The sequence below is a fragment of the Scytonema sp. PRP1 genome (genome assembly GCF_036697665.2).
In the GTDB taxonomy this organism is placed as follows: Bacteria; Cyanobacteriota; Cyanobacteriia; order Cyanobacteriales; family Nostocaceae; genus Kalymmatonema; species Kalymmatonema gypsitolerans.
The window spans coordinates 1-20,841 of the sequence record NZ_JBAHYJ020000003.1 but is presented as its reverse complement, the minus strand read 5'-3'; the positions used below and the strand labels follow the sequence as shown (position 1 = coordinate 20,841).

Genomic DNA, 20,841 nt, shown 5'->3' with positions numbered 1-20,841 from the left:
TTGCGTAAGTCCTGATAATGATATTGTTTAGAAAATTTTTAGCTTGTTTGGAATTGCAATTAACCCCACACAATCTGTAAATCCAAAACAAAACCAGGTAATATCTCTTGTCCAGATAAGCTTGTGGGGAACTCCAATACTTCTTTTGTTTGCCCTTGTCTATAAATTTCGATACGCCCAGTTTTTCTGTCGATAAGCCAACCCAATTTTACGCCTGCATCCATATATTCTTGCATTTTGGCTTGAACAACGCTAAGACTATCGGATGGAGACATCAACTCCAACACAAAATCTGGGGCGATGGGTGGGAATTTCTCACGCTGTTCGGGTGTCAGTGCGTTCCACCGCTCTAATTGTATCCAGGATACATCGGGAGAGCGATCAGAAGCGTTGGGGAGTTTAAAGCAAGTGGAGGAGTCGAAGACTTCACCCAGTTGTGTTTGTTCGTTCCACAAAACAAATCGTGCAGTAAGTTTCGCGTTACGTTTTCCTGTTTCTCCCCCCGTTGGTGGCATGACAATCAATTCTCCCTTGGCGTTGCGCTCAAATTTGACTTCGGGATTATCTTGACACAGTTGGTAAAATTGCTCGTCGCTTAGTTTAACAACATTATTAAAGTTGATGGTAATTGCAGTCATGGCAATATGACATCCTAAATTTACTTTCTCCTAAAACCCTGATTTTACAGCGATGAAACCACAAACCCCTACGCCTTTGGTGGGGATGAATAATGCATTGCAGCTGTCTTATGCCGTCCCCATCTCTCAACAAACTTAGATAAACTAACTTCATTCAACTCCTTTTCCTCTAGGCACTTGACAAAAGTGCAATTTTCTTAATCTGTCACGAATCCTCCTATCATGTAAAGCGTTCCAGTAGTCACAACCTCAACATAGGCTAATCCCAAAACCTTTGACTAGCAGGATTTTTAGCTCAATTAATACTGTGTAAGACTGAGCAATGGTTTTTTATACCTTAAGCAAAAGTTAAAAATAGTAAGGTTGGCGGTCAAGATGTTAATTATAAGAGTCAATAGTTGCTAGTATTATTGAGTTGAAACGGATACAGGGGACATCAAAAGATGCAAGTAAGTGCTCGTAATGCGCTTAAAGCTACTGTGAAAAAAGTTGTGGATGGAGCTGTCAACACCGAGGTAACGTTGGAAATCGCTCCTGGAGTAGAAGTCACCGCAATCATCACCAAGTCATCAGCAGAAAAGCTTCAACTGGAAGAAGGAAAGCAGGCATACGCCATTATTAAATCTTCCGATGTGATAGTTGCTATTGATTAACAAATTCTTTTTGAGATAGTTGTCAACTATTTGGAAGCTACAGTATGAAACTTTGAAGCCCCCATATGGGGGCTTTATTCTTCGGTTCCAAATACAACACTTTCATACAGCAATTCAATAGGACATTCAAATTCAATACTTGATAGAGTGATAATATCTCCACTCGTGTAGGGATAGTAAAGCCACATTTTAGCCTCTCCCCGAGAGTAACACTCAACGGAGATTATTTCAGAGTCAATCAAGACATACTCTTGCAAAGTGGGGATTTTAAGATAATAAATGAATTTCTCACCCCTGTCTTTGGCGCTTGTACCTGGAGAGAGGACTTCGACAATCAGCTTGGGAAATTGAATAAATTTGCGGGCGTTGAGGTCTTGAGGGTCGCAACTGACGATAACATCAGGATAGTAGTAAGCGCTCTGGGAACTGGCTTGCACTTTCACATCTGACACATTCACCCGACAACCTCTGGAACGTAGATGGGGTCGTAAAGCTGCGTAAAGGTTAAGTGCAACATCATTATGGGGAATTGTACCACCTGTCATGGCAAAAACTTCGCCGTTGACATATTCATAGCGAACGTCTTGCTGAGGTTCCCATTCGAGATATTCCTCGATGGTCATTTTTGGAGGTTGTTGGGTGATGGCTACCATAATCTTTGAACGCCAAGAGTTTTTCGGGCTTGGTTTGATTGTAGCCAAATGGTGACGGTGAAAGTAAGTCAGAACACCTGCTTCACTACCTGCTGCTACTGTAAATATTGAAGCGGTTTAAGAAAAAACTGTCTCCAACGGCAGATGCTTTCACTAATGAAAATGCCAGAGTCTTTCTATCAGGCACACTCCAAGCAGTGCAAGACATAATTCCCTCCCACTTATTGAAAATGAGCGAACGTACAGAAATTAATCTTCATCATCCGGGATTTCATCATCTGACATTTCATTGACTTCGATTTCCCACGGTGTCCCCAACTCAGTTGGTGGACAGAGGCGAATTTTGGCACTGTTTGAAAACAGCTTCAATCTCTTGAGAATATGGGAAACAGCGTTAGTGATATGCCAATAACTTTCAATGTCATAGCAAACAATCACTAGCGTTAGAATGCCAGAACTCGTTTGGAAATACCAGTGACAATTCGACAGCAAAACCCGCATAATCGGACCGCAGGTTTGGTAAAAGCGTATGCCAGCAACTGTTTCTAGTTGTCTGTGCAGTATTTCATCAACTAGAGTTGTTCTAGCTGGAGGCAAATCATCTGGAGGAAGGAAAGGTTGATTCATGGTAACACCCCTTTCTAATCACTGCGTTGTTTACACATAAGTTCGTACCTCTTCGTTATAGCGCGTCAAACTCTCTAGGTTTTTTTGCAGATTCAACGAAGCGGGTTTCAGTGCTAAGGTGCCTAAATTGAGTTCGTCCTGAAATCGTTTGATTTTGTCTCGGCAAGTGGCTACATCACCAATTATCGAATTTTCTAACAATTGGTCTTCATCAAAGATACTTTTTTGACTACTAGAAGCTTGGAGGTGTTGACTGCTATTGCCACACTTTTGTGCTTTAGCACTCAACATCTTCATTCTTTGACTAAAAGTGCGAATGAAAGGTAAAGCCTCAGCGATCGCCTCATCTTTGGTACCGGCAACAAAAAAGAATCGTGCCAGCATGAACTTATCGGAACCACTGGAATTGATAGCGCGGTATTTGGCAATATTGTTTTTGAGTGTATCCAGCGAAAACGGTGGTCCTCCCATCAAGCCGAAAGAATTAAGGGCAGCAAATCCAATCGCCTCATCATCACTGGTAGCAAGGTACACTGGTATTTTTTTCTGTAAAGGTTTCGGGTAAATCGTGACATCATTGCACTGATAGTATTGTCCTTGAAACGACACATCGTTGTGATACAACAGTTTATGAATCAACGTCATTGCCTCTAGTGTCTTGGCACGCGATTCACTCATCGGTGTGGCAAAGTGCTTGTTTTGCTCGGGAAATGGTCCACCCTTGGCAATTCCTACAGCAAGTCGCCCATCGCACAGGTTATCCAATGTGGCAATATCTTCTGCAACAGTAATTGGGTTATGAAACGCCAACAGCACTGCTGCCGAACCTAACGTGATTGTTGAAGTTACGCCCGCCAAATGTGCCATTAACATCAAAGTAGACGAGCTAACACTCAAATCATTGAAATGGTGCTCTGTTACCCAGGCTTCTTCAAAGCCTAAGCTTTCTCCGTGTTTTACTACCGCCACTTGCTCAGAGATGGCACGACGAGCATCATGGTGATGATTTTCGTAATTGCAAAAAAGCCCAGTTTTCATACGACCTGTCCTTTTTCCTGTGTGACAATCCAGTACAGTTCTAACCACAAGCGAGGATTATCCTGCTTGATCTTGGACATGGGATCATGCAGCAGGGATGTGGCATTCAGACAGACAACCTCAACAACTCCTACATATTTTGCGACTTCTCTAAATACAGATATTTGCGCTTTGACAGCAGCAATTATCTCATTAGGGCAATAAATCGCTATGTATGGGAGGAAGTGGACACTCTGTTGTCCCCAGAATGACTGGATGAGTTTGACATGACAGCGCTTTAACAATTGCCCAACTTGTGGGAAAGAGTGATTGATGATGGTAGTGAACTCTTCGATGAGTTCTTTCTCATACCAATTGGAGTTCGTAGGCATAATTGTCATGTTGAATACTGGGAAATACTTGCTTGCTTAAGAATGACAGCTTGTTTTTGGGTATGGCGTTGTACAAAAAGGGCGACAAAGCAACTGTTTGCTGATACTGACTCCGTTGTTCTCAAATACCATGAAGTGGTTTATCAACTCTAGAAAACGCCGTTTGTCAAAAATCCCTTGAATCAGCACTTCTAGTTCTGTTTCTCCTTGATGCGGAAAGTCTTCGTTATCAATCGTGCGCCAAGGCAGAAACTCTTCCCACTCAGAAGTTAAAGTGCCAACTCGTGCTTGATTTCGGTTGGCAATAATCAGGAATGCATTGTAGGAAAACAGGGTTGGAATTTGTTGTTTGTAAAACTGAAGTTGCTGATACGCTTTTTTGAGGGTAGCGTTTTTGTCCTGAGGATCGGTACAGATAATGACTGCTAATGGGAACCCGTTGATGAAGACAATCACATCCAGACAGTGAGTGGAACTTCCCTCAATCAGGGTTAAAGGATGAATAACTAACCAGTCATTGTTGAGCAAATTAGACGCATCAACCAGCGAAACTTTTTCATAAACTGTTTGGTGATTTTCTTGGTACGCAACATCAACTCCTTGTGTCAGGTGTTGATGAAAAAGACGGTTATTTTCAAACAGGTTAGAACTTTGGGTGAAAGTCACCCCAGAGATAGCTGTTTCAATCGCAACAGTTGGCACTTTGGGGTTAATCTGCTTCAAGGCATTGTATAGGCGATCGCACAGGTGCCAGTGCCCTCGTGCCCAATCGCTCAAGAGAGTGCTGGCTTGCGCCCAATCGCCCAAAACCACCTTGGTATCAAGACAACCTTGTGCCTTGTGTCTACCTATGTTAATATCTGATTCCAAAAGGACAGTGTAACCAATGACCTCAAAGGCGGTGAGCAAATCTAGCGCTACAGGTAAAGGTTTGATGTCAAAGTGCCGGCGAAGGCTTTTAGGAAGACGGCTCGCTTTGACAGTTGCTATTCTTGACAATCCTAAATTCATCAGAGCAAGAGACGTAGTTTTTAGTGACTGCAGAGCTTGCGCCTAACGTACCAAATCAATTGAAGATTTACAGGCATTGCTTGGCATACCCCAAACAGGACATACCATTCCCCCAAAACCATCAAAGCTTAAATCGGTTGCCAAAACTGTATCAATCGCTGCTTTATACCAATATTGTTGGTAACACAGCCTAACATATTGCAAATGAAGTGTTGTGAAATGATCTTAAAAATTGATTTTTTTAACTTTTGAATTTTTCCGAAATCCTTACAAAATCACATTTGTCCCAACTTAATTGGTAATATACAAGTAACTACAAAGACAGTGATCCTTCTTATGCTACACAGTAGTCTTTGAGCGCTTGCAATTCCAAAACGAAACACTGGCTGCATTCAGAGGATGGATGAAATTAGTATGCCACAAAGATGGACCACACAAGAACAAGCTGCTGTTTGGCAGTTGGTCAAGGCAATTCAAACTCATAACAAAGCTGTCTTATACCAATTAATGGCTGAATGGCTAGAGGTTTTACGCTCCAATGAGTCAGCCGGATATGTGGCTTGTGAAACCTCACACCAGTTGTATAAAGAGTCTGTCTTGTGGTTCATTCGGACAAATACCCCTGATATTGATGCACAACAAGTTGTTAAGGAATTAGAACAGCAAAGCTTGATTTGGGCAGCACAAATCCTGATACAAAATAATTGCAAACTCGGCGCTGATTTTAGCTGTGATGGCGACAAAATGTATCTTTCCCGGCTAGCACGGCAAGTCTTGGCAAAATATCAACTAGAAAATCCGCACTTGTACTGTAGAGCTCCACAGAGCTTGAAAAATCCCTATCGATTGTTACACAAGCAGTTGCAAGTACCATTCTTCTCCAACCTGCTTGCAATTTCACGTCGCAGAGTTCAGTCTGGTGAAATGACAAATCATCAGATTGCAGCTTATTTTATTTACCTTCTTAAAGGTCTGATTAAACGCAACCCTTGGCTAGAAAGAAGTTTTCCTCTTCTACTGTTACCTGCTGCAGTTGACGGTTTTTCTGCAGACAGAATTCAATTGATTGCTCATATCGCCAACTTTGATCAACCTGTATGTCGAATCGATGAGTGTATAGATGATATTACTCTCGCCCTAGAAGCCAGAATTGTAGATATCTGTGGAATCAGCTTCTATTACACAGAAGACTTGAAGAAACTTGGCTTAGTGTGGTTCCAACCAAACGAAATAGCAGATTTGCTGGATTCTATGGACCAATAGCGAGGCGATGGGCGTTCTTTGAGTGCGTGTCCGCTTTCCCAAGAGCCCCGCCGATGGGGGCGATGGCGCAACTGAAGTGCCCGCCCAAGGAGGTATGGGCGATGGGCAAAGCCCCGCCGAGTACGGCGATCGCGGCGAGGAGTAAGCTTGCAGGCTGGTACCTACTCATCAATACCAAATAAACAATTCTACTGCTCAAATTAGTCTTATTCTCTGCAAAGCTTAAACATAGTTGACTTGATTTTTACCAACATAGCTGGTATGTTATGACACTCCCCGGGTCTTTAGACGCGGGGATTCTGTAATCTACCCTCAATACTACGCAATGCCTTGTGCCAGTTGGTTTTCCACGTGCGGCTAATCCAGCAGCTTCAAAGCAGATTACTTATTAGCTGACCCTGGCTCACTGAGCTGGCGGTGCAGTTCAGCATTGACGGTATCAGGCAAGATTTTGCTCACGCTACCCTGCAACTTCGTCTTGACTGAGCCAGCAATGACATCGTCCTTGCCTGCCATCAGTGCCTCAAAACCCTGCTTTGCGACATCAGCCGGGTCATCCTTCTTGCTCGCGCCCACGTTGGTGTCGTCCATACCTGCGCGGTGGAAGAAGTTGGTATCAGTCGGTCCAGGCATGAGTGCGGTGACGGTGACGCCTGTGTCCTTCAACTCGTTGCGTAGTCCTTCTGAGAAAGAATGCACAAATGCCTTGGAAGCCGCGTAGACTGCCTCGAACGGACCGGGCATCAGGGCGGCGATGGACGAGGTGAAGAGGATTCGACCCTTGCCGCGCTCAACCATGTCCTTCACCACCCGCTTGGCGAGATGGACAGTGGATACGACGTTCAAGTTGATGAGATTAAGTTCGTCCTTCAGGTCAGTTTCGCGTGCAAAGTCACCACCGACACCGACACCCGCGTTGATAGCGATCGCATCTACTGGTCGGTTAGTTGCCTTAATCTTGTTGTAAAGCGCCTCGACTCCCTCATAAGTGGCGAGATCCGACTGCACTGTTTCTACCTTGGCACCTAATTCAAGGAAGGCTTGAGCCGCTTCGTTGATGCTTGATCCAGTAGCTGTGACAACCAGATCAAAGCCATTTTGGGCGAACTGTTTGGCGAGTTCGTAGCCGATGCCATTAGAGGCACCCGTTACAACAGCCAGGGGTCGGGTCAACGAACTGTTCATAACCGTCTAAACTCCTAATATGATGATTCCACGCTTGGAATGCTATAGACATCTCCAGAAATTAATTTTGCGTTGTTTACAATCCTTGTAGAGACGCGCTGTTTGAAGCGTCTCTACATTGTTTTTCACCAGATGTCTTATGGCTTGCAAGTCTTTCAATACCTGACGGTTTGCGTGGATTGCGGGCAATAAACGCTTACAATCCTAGAGAGGCAAAAGCGCGATTGCCTCTTCCCAATGAAGGATAGCTATTGCGTGTTTGAGGATACTTTGGCAATCACTAGCCAACTCTCCTCTAAAAGATTAGCCTTTCCAGGCACTAAGATGCGTTTCTCCTGGTATGAAGTAGGGGTGAAAAAAGACTGGTTTGGTGGTCGTATTTCCTCAACTATCACACTTTATGAAATCACCAAAACAAATGTTTTAACTGCCGAGCCTCAACACCAAACATTTTCTGTTCAAACAGCAGAGCAACGCAGTCGCGGTGTACGGGGATGTCATCGGTGAAATTTTACCAAGATGGAATCTGATTACATCGTACGCTTATACTGACGCCATAATCAGCAGCGATCGCAATTTTGCTGAAGGGAATCGCCTTGCAAGTCTACGGTACACCAACGAAAGCTGTTGTACGGTACAACAGCTTTCGTTTGTGGACAACCTACGGAATTTTTAAAGGAGATTTGCAGGGACTAAGTTTTGGTGCTGGGGTTCCACTTTATTAGGTAAGCTTGACGGCACAAAAACAATCACCTAATCAACGGAAACGATCACATCTGAAGCTTTGATGATAGCGTAAGCTTGTTTTCCTTCTTGGAGTCCTAGCGTTTCTGCTGAAGTTTTTGTGATGACTGCAGTGACCTCTACTCCTGGCGCAATTTCTATGCTGACTTCGTCGTTAACAGCTCCTGTGATAATTTTTTTGATAGTGCCTTTGAAAGCATTACGAGCACTAATTTCCGTATTCTGACCGAATCAGTACCCGCAGTGCCGAGTTACCAAGGAAGCGCAGTAAAAATCTTGTTTGGTACAAGCCCCTGTTTTTTAAACATGGAAGTATGCAGAAAAATGTCCAAACGAGATACGTAGTACGAGAAATACGGCGTCCTTATACAAAGCCCCTCAAGAAGATTGATGGGGATTAACTGGTCACTGGTCACTGTTCACTGTTCACTGTTTGACACTCCCTGGTTGTTTTTTGATTTACTAATACTATCAACTACCTTTTGTGTCTTTATCACCTTTAGGTAGGATGCTTTTCCGATATTGAAGTGAAATAATCTTGATTAATCCCCTCATTAGTGTATACCGAATCTTTTTTCGTGATATCTGCAATAAAAATCCTGTTGGTTTTATGTCAAAATTAATATTGTTGAGAATTTTACCAGGTAAATCAGCTATTTACCAGTATTGTTGGTAAATAGGTAGAATAAAAACTATAAGGTCAGCAGCACGGTAATGGCTAAGTTGAATCCTAAATGAGTCACTTCCCAGTCTGGAGGTCAAATACATATTTTCAGAAGACCTAGCAGCCTTTCTGAGCTAATTTGAAGGAGTTTATCAGGGTTAGTTTAGGGACGTTGATTCTAGTAAATAGGATATGTCATCCTTTAATGACTTAATCACAAACTTCATCAGCAACTGACCAACAGCACTCGAACATATTTATCACGCTATTTAACAGGAACTTCAAGAATTATGGCAACTTCAAATAGAGAGTCTGAAATCAACAAAAAAGAAGAAGAGTGGCGCGAAGAGTTAACGCCGGAACAGTTTTGTGTGCTGCGTCAACATGCGACAGAACGTCCTCACACTAGCCCACTTAATAAGCAGTATGCTAAAGGCACTTATGTGTGTGCTGGGTGCGGACAGCCATTATTTACATCTGGAACAAAATTTGACAGTGGTACTGGCTGGCCTAGTTTCTTTCACCCAATTGAAGGTGCAATTGGCACAACCGTAGACAAGTCATTATTTATGACCAGAGTGGAAGTGCATTGCAGTCGCTGCAAAGGGCATCTAGGTCATGTGTTTGACGACGGTCCTGCACCCACTGGCAAACGCTACTGCATAAACGGTGTCTCTCTTAAGTTTATTCCAGATTGATATCGAAGCGATCGCCGAACGCGAGTGCGTGCGCTTTGCGCTTAGGTGGGCACTTCGTGCCATCGCACGGAATTTGAACAGTTGATCTTAACGGCAAAAGCCAACGGTTTTCTTTCGGTAAGGCTATGCTGCACAATATCTAGCGGGTCAGACGTGGGGCAACTAAGCCCGATTAAGCTAAAGTCATAGATGCGGCAGTATCGGAACTTAATCCGTATTGCCGCATTAATTTTGTCATTCCAATCAAACGTCATCTATCTAAAAATAGATTTATATGTTAAGACTTTATGTAAAGATAAAAACATTTGAGTAAAAATACCCAATTTTTGTCCCTCTTACTTCATGCATAAGGATTTGCATCTATGCAGTCTTCTGAACGTCGTCGAATATTGGTTGTGGATGATTTTGCGCTTAATGTATCTTTGCTTCAAACTGCTCTAGAAGCAGAGGGCTTTGACGTTGATACCGCAACCAATGGCAATTTAGCTTTGGCTAAGATAGAGGCTTCACCACCTGATTTAGTGTTACTAGATGTCATGATGCCTGGGATGAACGGTTATGAGTTAACCCGGTGTATCCGCCAGAATGATAAGTTACCCTTTATTCCCATTTTGCTCGTTACTGGTTGTGAAGAGGCTAGTGTCAGCAAAGAACTAGATATAGGGTCTAATGATTTTATCCGCAAGCCGATCAATCTTGATAGATTACTGGCAAGAATTAACGCTTGTTGGAGCTAAAAACAATGAACCAGCGCAGTGTGTAGGCTGTGCTTTTTTTTAGGATAATTTTTATAATAAAATTTTATCTATTCTTAACAATTTTTCGGAAACAATTGTTAAGAATATTTACAAGTGTGAATTTAACCTACCTATGGCAGATGACAACAAAAGAACTATTTAGTTTTATGAAATAAGCGCAAAAGAAAATGTAGCAGCCTAACTGATATGTAGCATAGTTAGTCAGAAACATTTACTTTAATTTACGTAGGGAATGATACAGCCATTGAAATGGGTAGATAGAGCGAACACCTTCAAACTCGGTGATATCGAAGGGCAATTGAACAGTAAAAGTGCTACCTTTACCTAATTCACTTTGCACATTTAAGCTACCATGGTGTGCTTGAACAATTGCCAAAGAAATCGCCAACCCTAGTCCAGAACCGCCAGTGCTACGAGAGCGAGCCTCGTGACATACTCCTACACTGACTGAGTACAGTACAGTGTAGGCTCAAGAGTGACTCCCGGTATCCCGTCGGACATTAACTGAGCTTTAAGAACGGGATGCCCCTCCGCTCTTTTTCTTATATTTATCGCTGCATTATGGTCACGATCTAGCGAACAACCACACTGACAAGAATGCCAACGTTCATACAACTTTTTAGGAACTTTTATGCCACAGCTAGAGCAATCTTGTGACGTGTTCTTGGGATTCACAGCTATTACTAGCAAACCAGCATTTATGCGCCAAAGGCGCACGCTTCGCGAACGGCTTTGTAGGATGTGGGGCTTCTTCCGCTCTAGCTAAGATTCTGGATGGTGGGTGTCTTCGTGCTCCTTCACAGTTGTCGTCGAGCCAGATAAAGCTGGTGACTTGGAGTTGTTGTGATAGAACGTTGACTGCTATACAAGGCGATGGGCAAATCCGACCCACTCGTCTAATTGTTCACAATCAACGACCTTGAATCCTGCCTCTGTTAGAGCCGTGTCAACATTGTCCTCATGATCGGCGGTAAAACCAGATGTAATCAGCACTCCGGCGTGTGCATCAGTTTGACGCAGCGCGCGCTGGAAGTCATCAGCCAGAGCAATATGTATCCGTGCCAAAATATTCGCGACGATGAGGTCAAAAGCCTTTCTAGGCTGGATTGTTGGCACATTGTCGATGGTGTCTCCGCCCATCCAATGTCCCAAGTTGCTTCCACATCCCAGGCTGCCTTTCATGACCTTTACCTGCTGTTCTACCCCGTTACGACACACCGCGTCCTGGGTGGCTTGTACAGCCATACTATCGTTATCCAGCGCTAAGACATTTGCCCCAAGCTTTGCCATCGCAACACTCAAAATACCTGAACCTGATCCAAGGTCAAGGACATTCATCCCGGGGGCTATGTAGCGCTCAAGCAGTTGAAGGGTGAGAATGGTTACTGGGTGTAAACCGCTGCCAAAGGAGAGGGTTGTCTTCAGTCTCAAGGTGACTTCGTCTGCTGTCTGGGATTGATAAGGTGCATCAGGAGTAAGCACAATAAACCGCTTCCCAATCCTATGAACTCTGGAGTTGAGCCCGTCTGCCTCTGTGGGTCTCTCCTCAACCACAGTAGTCTGTATCTCAGTCGCTAGTCCAGTACGGTGCAAAGGCGAGAGCAGATTAACGATTTTTTCTACACGTGCCCTCGACTGAGTATCGTAGGGTAGATATAAGTGAATCGTGAATGTCCACCGGGGGTGTGCGACATCCTGATCTACTGGGTGAGGGAGGTTAGGCTCGCCATATTCTATGATATTAATATCATTAATATCGATAGTCTCAGCAAGCAGCGTACACACCCAATCAATAGCCTCGTGTGTTGTATTGAGGCTCAACTCTATCCACGGCATATTTTCTTCCTCTAGCGTAGCTGCATTGCTGTAAAATAAACACTGACTGCACGGTGAAGCATACCGATGGCAGACAGCCTCTTCATCCTACCAGTTCCCCTCTACAGGGTAATCAGTATTGCTGTTCTAGCAGGTGCGTTGCTGACTCCGGCGGCTCATGCTTTTATAGATTGAAAAAGCCTTTAGACGGAAACTCAGCTGTACTGGTTGCTCTTGCTTACTTTTTGTACCAAGCTTGTCGCCACTGCTTCATTTGTTCAATTTCTTTCTGTTGAGAACTGATAATATTTTGAGCCAGTTTCTTGATTTCAGGGCGCTTAGACTTACTCAATGCATCTTGCGCCATTGTGACCGCTCCTTCATGGTGGGGAATCATTGCATTAATGAAGCGCAAGTCAAACTCGGCATCAGCCGCCCCTAAGTCCATGTCCATTCGCATAGCTTTAGACTGCTCAGGAGACATTGCCATCGTGTGATTCATCTGAGCATGCCAAGCCGTTGGTGTACTAGGTGCTTTAGGATACCATGCAGTGCGCCACTGTTTCAACTCAGCGATTTCTTTGTTTTGAGCTTTAATGATTTCTGAAGCCAAGTTTTTGATTTCAGGACGTTTTGATTTCTGCTGAGCCTCTTTTGCCATCTCCACAGCACCTTCATGGTGCGGAGTCATCGCATCAATAAACCGCAAATCGTAGTCAGCATCAGCTGGACCTAAATCCATTGCCATGTTGTGATTCATGCCACTATCATGATGCATACCACCACCATGGTTCATCTGCTGCTTGTCACTCGCCTCAGTTGCAGTGGCGTTTGGGGCTTGGGTTTGGTTTTGGGAACCAGTTGTAGAACAGGCTGTAAGGGATGCGATCGCTACAAATGTAAAAAACCCAGTTTTCCAAGAAATAGGTTGCATAGACTTGACATTCATCTAAGACTTACCAAGAAGTTTTCTTCTGCTATTATGAACTCTCCAGTCAGCTGGAGTGTCAACCGTCATGTTCTGTCAAAGTAGCTGACTATTAGGGCAAGAACTGCACTAAATGTTTAGTATTTTAAAGCCAGATGAAATTTGGATGAAATTGTTGTACTCCATTAGCCATAAATTATTGCTACCTAATTAGTTCAGATGTGTTAGTGTGTATATTTCTTTAAGGTAAAGCCAAGAGCTATTTATAGAATTTCTCATTTAGATGAAGTACAAGTTCGTAGTAATCGCTGTCTTCGATTAAATAACCAGGGTGGATTGCACTCAATTGCAAACCGCCATCTTTGATAGTCTTGCTTAAGAAAAATGGGTATAAAAAAAATGGTATACGCCCCATAATTGGATGTATAGCGATCGCCCTAATTGAAGAAGGCAAAAATAGCCGCGCTGATGTGTTTTACGCTCAAGATGCTGGTTCATTGGGAGCTGTAGCAACCGAAGGGCGAACCCTGGCTCTCCCTACGCAGCGATCATATCCACCCTCTGCGCTCTGCCAGTGGCAATCCTCTCAGTGCGGTTTCCTAGTCGCATCACGACTGCCATTGAGCGCACAAGCTACATCGGCTTTGGCTTACCTGGAATTGTAGTTGCCTTGTCACTCGTATTTTGGGGAGCAAATTACCTGCCTTGGTTGTATCAGACTTTGCCAATGCTAGTTTTTGCTTATTTAGTGTTATTTGTTTCCCAGTCTGTAGGCACTGTGCGGAGTTCGCTGCTTCAGGTCAATCCCCAATTAGAAGAATCTGCCCGGAGTTTGGGCAGAACCCCTTGGCAAACTTTCAGAGAAATTACGTTACCGCTCCTGAGTCCGGGGGTGCTGGGTGGAGCAGCGCTGGTGTTTCTCACAGCAATTAAGGAGTTGCCAGCGACCTTGCTGTTGGCTGCACAACCTAAACTCTTACTATTGGATGAACCACTGAGAGTATGTTGCATCCAAATGAGAAGCGCTTTAATTGGCTAAAGTCGAGTTATAAGTACTTTTTTCCTTACAAAGCGCTTCTTTGAAATCTAATATGAGTCAGAAATATCAATGTAAATTACCCCGCATAGTTTTTGTTTTCCCAATACTACTGCTCGCACTCCTGACAACAGGGTGCGAGCAAGCTATTGAATATTTGCCACCTTTGCCTCAATTCCCAACAGGCAAACCTCAAAAGCCCCCAGTTCTTGCACAAACTCCCGCAACTACCAAAATTGAGGCAGCAGTTAGGCAAGGTATTAACAAAGAGCGTGTTAAATACAAACTGAAACCCTTACAAAACAACGACAAGCTAGCACAGGTTGCCCGGAGATACAGTCGGCAGATGGCTGCACAAAACTTCTTTAGCCACACCGGGGCAGATGGGAGTACGCTTGACAAGCGAGTACAGGCTGGGGGCATTTCTTACTGGGTGGTGGGTGAGAATCTATTCACAAGTACGAATATTCCTCAACCTGTACCAGCAGCGGTGGAGGGCTGGATGAAAAGCCCAGGACATCGCGAGAATATTCTGCGTCCTGTTTTTCGGGAGACTGGTGTAGGAGTTTGGCGAACTGGCAACACTTACTACATTACACAGTTGTTTTTGCGGCGTTAGTGATATTTTAGAAATGTCTGATATCAAGTCCGGTTAAATACTTATCATTACCCGAATAACCCCACCCCGGTAAAGCTGCGCTTCACCTCCCCAGACCGCTTGCGGTGAGACCAGTGCTGCAGTCCTTGTTTCCCAACAGAGGCAACTGGCGTTCGTCGTCAGACGTGCCGTGCGTCCTCCGGAGGACGCACGGTACAGGCGATAGCCGTGGCCGTACCCACTAGGCATACCCGGAGGGGGAGGGGCGGCGCGGGGTGGGGTGCAATTAACGTGGAAATCATAACTAATTAGCCGGACATGATATGACGCCACAGGGATGCAGGAAAAATGGTCAAGAAAGTTGTCATCGTAGGTGCTGGATCTAGCGGAATTCTGCTAGCACACTACTTGTTGGGTCGTGATGACAAATATCAACAGAAATTTTGAATTTACATAAAGACTGGATATGCAAGGTGAAAAAATCCAATGAGAAGTTTTTCGCAGCTTTGTAGACCAATCACTCTCTCTTCCTTGGATACCGGGGAATGCAGGGATTTCCCCAGCAAACTTGCCCAGAGGGTATGTCACTAAAAACACTACTGCGAACGCCAATTACGGCATTAGCCCCTATTTTCACTCCTGATCCAATGAAGCAATCTGCGGCAATCCATGCCCCATTGCCAATGGTAATACTTGCTGTTTTCAACCCAAAGGCTGCGTCTTGGATGTCATGGCTACCAGTACACAGGTAACTCTTTTGAGAAATAACGCAGTGTTCACCGATATGGATGTGGTCAAGGCTGTATAAAACGACATCATCTCCAATCCAACTGTAATCACCAATTGTGACTTTCCAAGGGTAGGTGAAGCGGGCAGTCGGTCGAATTAATACACCTTTGCCAATAGAAGCACCAAATAGCCGCAGCAGGGCGCAGCGTAGATGATTGAATGGGTGAGGAGTCAGGGGAAAGGCGATCGCCTGTACAAACCACCATAACAAAATATACCAACTCGGGCGTCCTCGGTCAAACCAGGATTGGTCATATTTACGTAAATCTACAAAAGGTTCGTCATTAGTCATTAGTCATTAGTCATTAGTCATTAGTCATTAGTCATTAGTCATTAGTCATTGCTTTCCCTGCTTCCCCTGCTTCCCCTACTGCACTTCTAAAGCACCGTTTGCCCTACTTCTTGAGGGACGGATGGTTGTTCAGCAACGGGGGTGGAGGTGGTATTTAACTGACCGCCATACTTGCGTAATTCGTAAAGTTTGACACCAATTTGATACTCATATTGACTGAGAAGGCGTGCATAAATATACCCAGCCTTACCATCCAAAAAACCACGCTGAATAATGTAAAACAAAACAAACCGCAAAAATGGTTTAAATGGCAATCGCACCCACACTTTTTTCAAAAAGCGCTTGCGTTGTACGGCATCACCGAAGAGATTTGCGCCAATAGTACCGCTGTCATCTTTATCTTTATCTGTAAGCAAATTGAGATAAACACGAGCTTCCCAATTGGAATAACGGTTATGTCGTTCTATCCAATGATAAAGGTCACGGAAATCCTCATGTATCATATCATTTTTCAGATATCCAGCTTTCCCATCTAAGATAACGTGTTCATGAACTTCATTATCACCAGTGTTGGGAATCTCCTCAGTGTTAAGGTTTTCGTAGCGACCTTGTTTGTGCTTGAATAAACGCAAATTCCAATCCGGATATTTACCACCGTGGCGAATCCATGTCCCTAAGAAAAAGACTCGACGGTTGAGATAATAACCATTGTATTCGGGATTTTGAATTGCTTGGGCAATTTCATCCCACAGTTCCGGCGTGATGCGCTCATCGCAATCAACAATTAACACCCATTCGTTGCGGAAAGGTAAGTTTTCTAAAGACCAATTTTTCTTTTTGGGCCAGCGTCCATTAAAGTGGAATTGGACAACATTTGCGCCGTAACTTTGACCGATTTCGACGCTTTTGTCACTACTTTGAGAATCTACAATAAACACTTCATCAGCTCTAGTGACGCTTGCGAGACAGGCAGGCAAGTTTGCTTGTTCGTTTTTTGCCGGAATCAGTACGGAAACTGGTAATTTGGAAGGCATATAATTATTCGTTATTCTTTCTTAGTTTTGCCCAGAAGACCCTGAATAGCAGCATTTAAGTAACCGATTTGACCATATGCATAGACAATTTTATCAAATCGTTCTGCTGGGTCATGAAAATATTGTAGTGTTTTATACAAACCCCGCAGAAACCGCTCGCTCCCACGCTGCAATTGTCCTAAACCAGCTTTGCCAGCAAGTTGTTCCCGATAACACTCACTAATACCTTGCCACCAACCTCGGTTGAAAAACCAGGAGCGCTTGAGGCGTTCTGGGGCGACATTGTGAGCGACAAGGGCGTTGGGAAGATAAGCAACTTGCATTCCCCGTTGAAGGGCAAGTTCGGTCATTTGCAGTTCTTCGTTTGATAATAATTTTGTCCCAACTCGACCCAGATGAGTATCAAAACCCCCTATTTCTTCAAGAAAACTGCGGCGTATGGAGTAGTTCAAGCCTCTGGGGGTTTGTCCTGGGTTGTCAATGTAGACAATAGCGTCGCCCAAGTCGTATGCCCCCAGATTGGCAGATAATCCAGTTGATAGCCAACGTGGGGGTTGGGTTCCTTCAGGCCATAATAGAGTCACTTTGCCACCGGCGATCGCCAGTTTCGGGTTCTCTTGATAAGCTGAGTACAAAACCTGTAGCCAGTGGGAGTTTGCCTCTGCATCGTCATCAAGATATGCCAAAATTTCAGAACTCGCAACTCTCGCGCCAGTGTTGCGGGCAACTGATAAACCAATGACAGGTTCAAAAACATACTTGAGGCGAGGATTGTGGCTTCTGTGTTCTACGACTTCGCGAGTGCGATCGCTCGATCCATTATCCACCACCACGACTTCAAACTCACCAACAAAATCCTGCGCCAAAAGGCTATCTATAGCAGCGCCTAGATAAGTATCTCGATTGTGAGTGCAAATTATGGCAGAGATTTGCGTATTTGGCATAAGCTTTCAGTTTGGTTTTTGGATGTTGGTTGCGAGTTGTTGGTTCTTTTAGTAACCTTTAACCACATACCCATGATAAAGTCCAACTTTAGCCTGCTGCCGTTGCTAATCTCTCCCAAAAATTTCCGACTCACCAACCTAGTTTTTTCCTTTAAATTTCTCCTAAATGCGAATGCGTGACTTCTGGGGTTACAAGATCCCCGACAACTTTTACGAAGTCGGGGATCTGACCCCTACAACATATCAAAATTAATGAATAAACTACCAAGTGCAAAAGAAACCTTCTCGATTCTGACTCCTGAGTTCTGTGTTCTTTGTGAGTCAAATTTCACTGCGATTGAATATGACCGTGCAAAATCACAAGACTTTCTGCCAATTGAGTCAGACGGGTTTCTAGATGTTGCTTTCGCCCCAACAGTTGGCGCAACTTTTGGTAACGCGCAATTGCCATACTCACGCTTGCAACTTGTTCTGCTGGACACGGACGTGACCACACTTTACCAGAAGCATCCAAACCACACAGACGATACCCAGCACGGGGCGATTCGCAGGAAATGCTATCATCAGTCGCGCAAACTTCTTCTACATAGTCCATGAGGCGGTCAACTTCCGCATGGCGCAGTGTTGCGGTTCCTCCTGGTTCTCGTTGGTGTTCGTGGGACTCTAGCCAGCCATTGACAATTGGTCCTTCTAAATATATATCTTGAATCTGCCGGACGATTTTTTGCAGTTCTCTTTGCCAAGAGGCAACATTTTCCTGAATTTCTTGCAACAAATTCATTGCCAACGCGGGATTTGCTCCGTTGCGATGGCTAGTAAAGCTAGGAGTTTTAAATTTAGGTAAGCTTGGTGCTTTGCAATCGCTATCTTGTGCTGGGAAAGTCTGTACAGAGGTATCGTGGGTAGGTGAATTTTGTTCCGATGGTGTAAGAGGCTGCTCTGCGGACGGTTCAGGATTGGGTGCACAGCGTTCCTCACCCCCAACGCTGATCCGAAACGATAGAGATGGCTTTGTCAAACCATCCGGTTCGTCAGATCCAGCAGTGTTGCGACTTCCTAAATCGTGTAGAGTTGCCTCTATGCGTTTTATGCCTGCTTTCATACGAATATCAAAGAAAGTGTGCTGTACCTTATGGTGTTTAAGGATGAAGGCAGCTATGTTGAAGGACAAAAGATGAAAAATTAATCACACTTAATAATTTCATACTTTATACTTCATACTTTATAGTTACTTCATACTTAACACTTCAGCCTTCAGATGATGCTGGTGCTAGTCTTACTATTAAAAGTTATTTTGGCGACAAGTTGCCAGCCTTATGGTAAAAAAATAAGAGTAAAAAACCTTCTGCACTCAGCGTTTAGCTGTCAGCTAACTGATAGCTAATAATAGCTAATAGTTGATAGCCTGGTAGAGTTACAACCCTTCTTAATTCAAGATACTAGGTAAACAGCTTTGAGTAAAGTCATATTAGTGACTGGACCAGCGCGCTCTGGGAAAAGCGAATGGGCAGAAATTCTGGCAATAAAGTCACAACTCGCGGTTATCTATGTGGCAACGGCAGTAGAAAACTCAGATGATCAAGAATGGCAGCAACGCATCCAACAACACAAAGAACGCCGTCCTCAAGATTGGATGACATTAGAAGTGCCATATGAATTGTCTGCTGTTCTTGCTGAGGCGAAACCAAACATCTGCCATTTGGTAGATTCTTTAGGCACTTGGGTAGCAAATTTCTTGGAACAAGACGAGTTGACTTGGCAAAACATTGTCCAAGAGTTTTTAGAAACAGTACAGTTAGTTGCTGCCGACATGATTTTTGTAGCGGAGGAGACAGGTTGGGGTGTCGTGCCAGCTTATCCTACAGGTCGAACCTTCCGCGATCGCCTAGGTTCTTTAGTACGTCAGTTAGGAGGTATTTCCCAAGAAGTTTACTTAGTGACTGGGGGTCATGTTCTGAATCTCAGTGTGCTGGGTTCGCCATTGCCAAGTAAAAGCGAGTAGAGTGACGGGAATATAACTAACATTTAACAACTGGTAACTCTTCTTAAGACTTTATTTACGATTCCTGATTTAAAAACGAGAACTTAGAATCTAAAATTTTAATATGGCATCAGAAAAAAACGTTAAAAGATACTTAGCTTACTGGTTCCAGCTAGGTAAAAAAGTTGTAATTAACAACGGTGCGGCAACCTTACAGCCGCGAGAGGTGATTAATGGAGACCGTTACAGTGACGAGTTTGAAGAGTGCTTCAGGAAAATTATTTCACCGGAGTCGGGCGACTGCTACCTGGAAGGAACACAGGAAACCATAGCAGAACTGCTGACACCTGCTTGGGAGGTGTCTCCATGCGCTCGTTGCAGTATGCCGGTACCAGTGAGAAACGTGGGTATGCCCCCGTCGCTATGTCCCTGCTTCGATTTAACCAACTGGCCCAATACAGAATTACCACCGCCGCGATCGCCAGTCAATAACCAAGAGCAACTGACGGCAATTCGCGATCGCCTTTTGAATAATCTGTCATCAACAAATAGTTGAATACGTAATATATAATTTCACGCCAAAACCCTAGGATCCATAGTTTTTCTGGCGTCTTAGCGTATCCCGTATACCACAAACCCGGTTTATTTAATAAACCGGGTTTTTGCGTATTGCTTTTACAGCACATTGTTCGTGCATAAACTACAACGCGCTTTGTCTAAAAGCCAATACAGTTCAGTTAAGGATTGATCCTCCCTAGCCCTCCTTAAAAAGGAGGGAACTAAGCCCCCTTTTTAAGGGGGTTGGGGGATCTTAACAAAACTAAACACCACTAACTGAACCGTATTGATCTAAAACCCAGACAGAAAGCCCTTTTGATTTCTGAATTCTGAGTTTTGACGACTGAATTACTGCTGTATGTATTTTTCGGAAATGATTCGCTTCGTAATTTGACAACTGTTTTTTCTCAACGTGGTAATGAAGTTGTCTGAAAACGCAAATGACTCTACTAGTGAGTTGCTCGTATCTTATAAAAGTAAGCAACGAGATGAGCGCCAAACACAAGAAAAGGCAATCAACTAAGAGCTAAAAACAAATTCAACTCAAATCAATTTTACGAGGT

The 20,841-nt window shown here is 44.0% G+C and carries 25 protein-coding genes and 2 pseudogenes; 10 read left to right on the top strand and 17 right to left on the bottom strand.

Going from position 1 to position 20,841, the window contains the following annotated elements:
• Window positions 1-59 precede the first annotated feature (59 nt).
• Window positions 60-638 (bottom strand): Uma2 family endonuclease, encoded by a 579-nt coding sequence (locus tag V5G28_RS00300; protein WP_332986952.1) that lies wholly within the window; start codon window positions 636-638, stop codon window positions 60-62.
• A 443-nt stretch (window positions 639-1,081) separates the two neighbouring features.
• Here V5G28_RS00300 and V5G28_RS00295 point away from each other — a divergent pair, with 443 nt between their 5' ends.
• A complete protein-coding gene (locus V5G28_RS00295; protein WP_332986951.1) occupies window positions 1,082-1,291 on the top strand; it encodes a TOBE domain-containing protein in 210 nt (69 codons plus the stop codon).
• 74 nt (window positions 1,292-1,365) lie between these two features.
• On the opposite strand, the gene V5G28_RS00290 is transcribed toward V5G28_RS00295, so the two are convergent.
• The 5 genes from V5G28_RS00290 to V5G28_RS00270 form a co-directional block, all read right to left on the bottom strand.
• The gene (locus V5G28_RS00290; protein ID WP_332986950.1) at window positions 1,366-1,944 is read right to left on the bottom strand and encodes a Uma2 family endonuclease; all 579 of its coding nucleotides are present in this window, start codon (window positions 1,942-1,944) and stop codon (window positions 1,366-1,368) included.
• Window positions 1,945-2,193: 249 nt separating this feature from the next.
• The gene (locus tag V5G28_RS00285) at window positions 2,194-2,571 is read right to left on the bottom strand and encodes a hypothetical protein (RefSeq protein WP_073633473.1); all 378 of its coding nucleotides are present in this window, start codon (window positions 2,569-2,571) and stop codon (window positions 2,194-2,196) included.
• A gap of 30 nt (window positions 2,572-2,601) precedes the next feature.
• A complete protein-coding gene (locus V5G28_RS00280; protein ID WP_332986948.1) occupies window positions 2,602-3,609 on the bottom strand; it encodes an LLM class flavin-dependent oxidoreductase in 1,008 nt (335 codons plus the stop codon).
• Window positions 3,606-3,980 (bottom strand): hypothetical protein, encoded by a 375-nt coding sequence (locus V5G28_RS00275; protein ID WP_332986947.1) that lies wholly within the window; start codon window positions 3,978-3,980, stop codon window positions 3,606-3,608. The genes V5G28_RS00280 and V5G28_RS00275 overlap by 4 nt, the downstream gene beginning before the upstream one ends.
• A gap of 36 nt (window positions 3,981-4,016) precedes the next feature.
• Window positions 4,017-4,991: a type I restriction endonuclease gene (locus V5G28_RS00270; RefSeq protein ID WP_332986946.1), complete on the bottom strand. Its 975-nt coding sequence runs from the start codon at window positions 4,989-4,991 to the stop codon at window positions 4,017-4,019.
• 414 nt (window positions 4,992-5,405) lie between these two features.
• Between V5G28_RS00270 and V5G28_RS00265 the strand changes: the two genes are divergently transcribed.
• Complete coding sequence (locus tag V5G28_RS00265) at window positions 5,406-6,254, top strand: hypothetical protein (protein WP_332986945.1); 849 nt, start codon at window positions 5,406-5,408, stop codon at window positions 6,252-6,254.
• Between the two features lie 381 nt (window positions 6,255-6,635).
• Here the strand turns inward: V5G28_RS00265 and V5G28_RS00260 are convergent, their stop codons facing one another.
• Entirely contained in the window at window positions 6,636-7,439 is an 804-nt protein-coding gene (locus V5G28_RS00260; protein WP_073633480.1) for an SDR family NAD(P)-dependent oxidoreductase, read from the bottom strand.
• Between the two features lie 237 nt (window positions 7,440-7,676).
• Here V5G28_RS00260 and V5G28_RS00255 point away from each other — a divergent pair, with 237 nt between their 5' ends.
• Together V5G28_RS00255 and V5G28_RS00250 are read left to right on the top strand one after the other, a co-directional pair.
• Window positions 7,677-7,946 carry a hypothetical protein gene (locus V5G28_RS00255; RefSeq protein ID WP_332986944.1) on the top strand — a complete coding sequence of 90 codons (270 nt, stop codon included), beginning with the start codon at window positions 7,677-7,679 and terminating at the stop codon, window positions 7,944-7,946.
• A 71-nt stretch (window positions 7,947-8,017) separates the two neighbouring features.
• A complete protein-coding gene (locus tag V5G28_RS00250; RefSeq protein WP_332986943.1) occupies window positions 8,018-8,164 on the top strand; it encodes a hypothetical protein in 147 nt (48 codons plus the stop codon).
• 28 nt (window positions 8,165-8,192) lie between these two features.
• Here the strand turns inward: V5G28_RS00250 and V5G28_RS00245 are convergent, their stop codons facing one another.
• Window positions 8,193-8,396, bottom strand: a complete 204-nt coding sequence (locus tag V5G28_RS00245; RefSeq protein ID WP_332986957.1) for a TOBE domain-containing protein — start codon at window positions 8,394-8,396, stop codon at window positions 8,193-8,195.
• A 684-nt stretch (window positions 8,397-9,080) separates the two neighbouring features.
• Between V5G28_RS00245 and msrB the strand changes: the two genes are divergently transcribed.
• Entirely contained in the window at window positions 9,081-9,545 is a 465-nt protein-coding gene (msrB, locus tag V5G28_RS00240; RefSeq protein WP_442994190.1) for a peptide-methionine (R)-S-oxide reductase MsrB, read from the top strand.
• Between the two features lie 362 nt (window positions 9,546-9,907).
• Window positions 9,908-10,282, top strand: coding sequence for a response regulator (locus V5G28_RS00235; protein ID WP_073633483.1), 375 nt, complete (start codon window positions 9,908-9,910; stop codon window positions 10,280-10,282).
• 232 nt (window positions 10,283-10,514) lie between these two features.
• Here the strand turns inward: V5G28_RS00235 and V5G28_RS00230 are convergent.
• The 5 genes and pseudogenes from V5G28_RS00230 to V5G28_RS00210 form a co-directional block, all read right to left on the bottom strand.
• A pseudogene (locus tag V5G28_RS00230) lies at window positions 10,515-10,724 on the bottom strand (ATP-binding protein); the annotation flags it as partial.
• 17 nt (window positions 10,725-10,741) lie between these two features.
• Window positions 10,742-11,002: pseudogene (locus V5G28_RS00225) on the bottom strand (zinc ribbon domain-containing protein); the annotation flags it as partial.
• Window positions 11,003-11,164: 162 nt separating this feature from the next.
• Window positions 11,165-12,139: a 50S ribosomal protein L11 methyltransferase gene (locus tag V5G28_RS00220; protein ID WP_332986941.1), complete on the bottom strand. Its 975-nt coding sequence runs from the start codon at window positions 12,137-12,139 to the stop codon at window positions 11,165-11,167.
• Between the two features lie 217 nt (window positions 12,140-12,356).
• Window positions 12,357-13,067, bottom strand: a complete 711-nt coding sequence (locus tag V5G28_RS00215; RefSeq protein WP_336229253.1) for a DUF305 domain-containing protein — start codon at window positions 13,065-13,067, stop codon at window positions 12,357-12,359.
• 238 nt (window positions 13,068-13,305) lie between these two features.
• Window positions 13,306-13,500, bottom strand: coding sequence for a hypothetical protein (locus V5G28_RS00210; protein WP_332986958.1), 195 nt, complete (start codon window positions 13,498-13,500; stop codon window positions 13,306-13,308).
• 120 nt (window positions 13,501-13,620) lie between these two features.
• Between V5G28_RS00210 and V5G28_RS00200 the strand changes: the two genes are divergently transcribed.
• Window positions 13,621-14,085 carry an ABC transporter permease gene (locus V5G28_RS00200; RefSeq protein WP_332986939.1) on the top strand — a complete coding sequence of 155 codons (465 nt, stop codon included), beginning with the start codon at window positions 13,621-13,623 and terminating at the stop codon, window positions 14,083-14,085.
• A gap of 52 nt (window positions 14,086-14,137) precedes the next feature.
• Complete coding sequence (locus V5G28_RS00195; protein ID WP_332986938.1) at window positions 14,138-14,701, top strand: CAP domain-containing protein; 564 nt, start codon at window positions 14,138-14,140, stop codon at window positions 14,699-14,701.
• A 496-nt stretch (window positions 14,702-15,197) separates the two neighbouring features.
• On the opposite strand, the gene hpsU is transcribed toward V5G28_RS00195, so the two are convergent.
• From hpsU to V5G28_RS00175, 4 genes are all read right to left on the bottom strand, one after another.
• Window positions 15,198-15,761: a hormogonium polysaccharide biosynthesis acetyltransferase HpsU gene (hpsU, locus tag V5G28_RS00190; RefSeq protein WP_332986937.1), complete on the bottom strand. Its 564-nt coding sequence runs from the start codon at window positions 15,759-15,761 to the stop codon at window positions 15,198-15,200.
• Between the two features lie 86 nt (window positions 15,762-15,847).
• Complete coding sequence (locus tag V5G28_RS00185; protein ID WP_332986936.1) at window positions 15,848-16,795, bottom strand: glycosyltransferase family 2 protein; 948 nt, start codon at window positions 16,793-16,795, stop codon at window positions 15,848-15,850.
• Window positions 16,796-16,806: 11 nt separating this feature from the next.
• The gene (locus V5G28_RS00180) at window positions 16,807-17,739 is read right to left on the bottom strand and encodes a glycosyltransferase (RefSeq protein ID WP_332986935.1); all 933 of its coding nucleotides are present in this window, start codon (window positions 17,737-17,739) and stop codon (window positions 16,807-16,809) included.
• A gap of 328 nt (window positions 17,740-18,067) precedes the next feature.
• Window positions 18,068-18,841: a hypothetical protein gene (locus V5G28_RS00175; RefSeq protein WP_332986934.1), complete on the bottom strand. Its 774-nt coding sequence runs from the start codon at window positions 18,839-18,841 to the stop codon at window positions 18,068-18,070.
• 351 nt (window positions 18,842-19,192) lie between these two features.
• Here V5G28_RS00175 and cobU point away from each other — a divergent pair, with 351 nt between their 5' ends.
• A complete protein-coding gene (gene cobU, locus V5G28_RS00170) occupies window positions 19,193-19,741 on the top strand; it encodes a bifunctional adenosylcobinamide kinase/adenosylcobinamide-phosphate guanylyltransferase (RefSeq protein WP_332986933.1) in 549 nt (182 codons plus the stop codon).
• Between the two features lie 103 nt (window positions 19,742-19,844).
• On the top strand, window positions 19,845-20,276 hold the full coding sequence (locus V5G28_RS00165; protein ID WP_332986932.1) for a hypothetical protein: 432 nt from the start codon (window positions 19,845-19,847) through the stop codon (window positions 20,274-20,276).
• Window positions 20,277-20,841 lie beyond the last annotated feature (565 nt).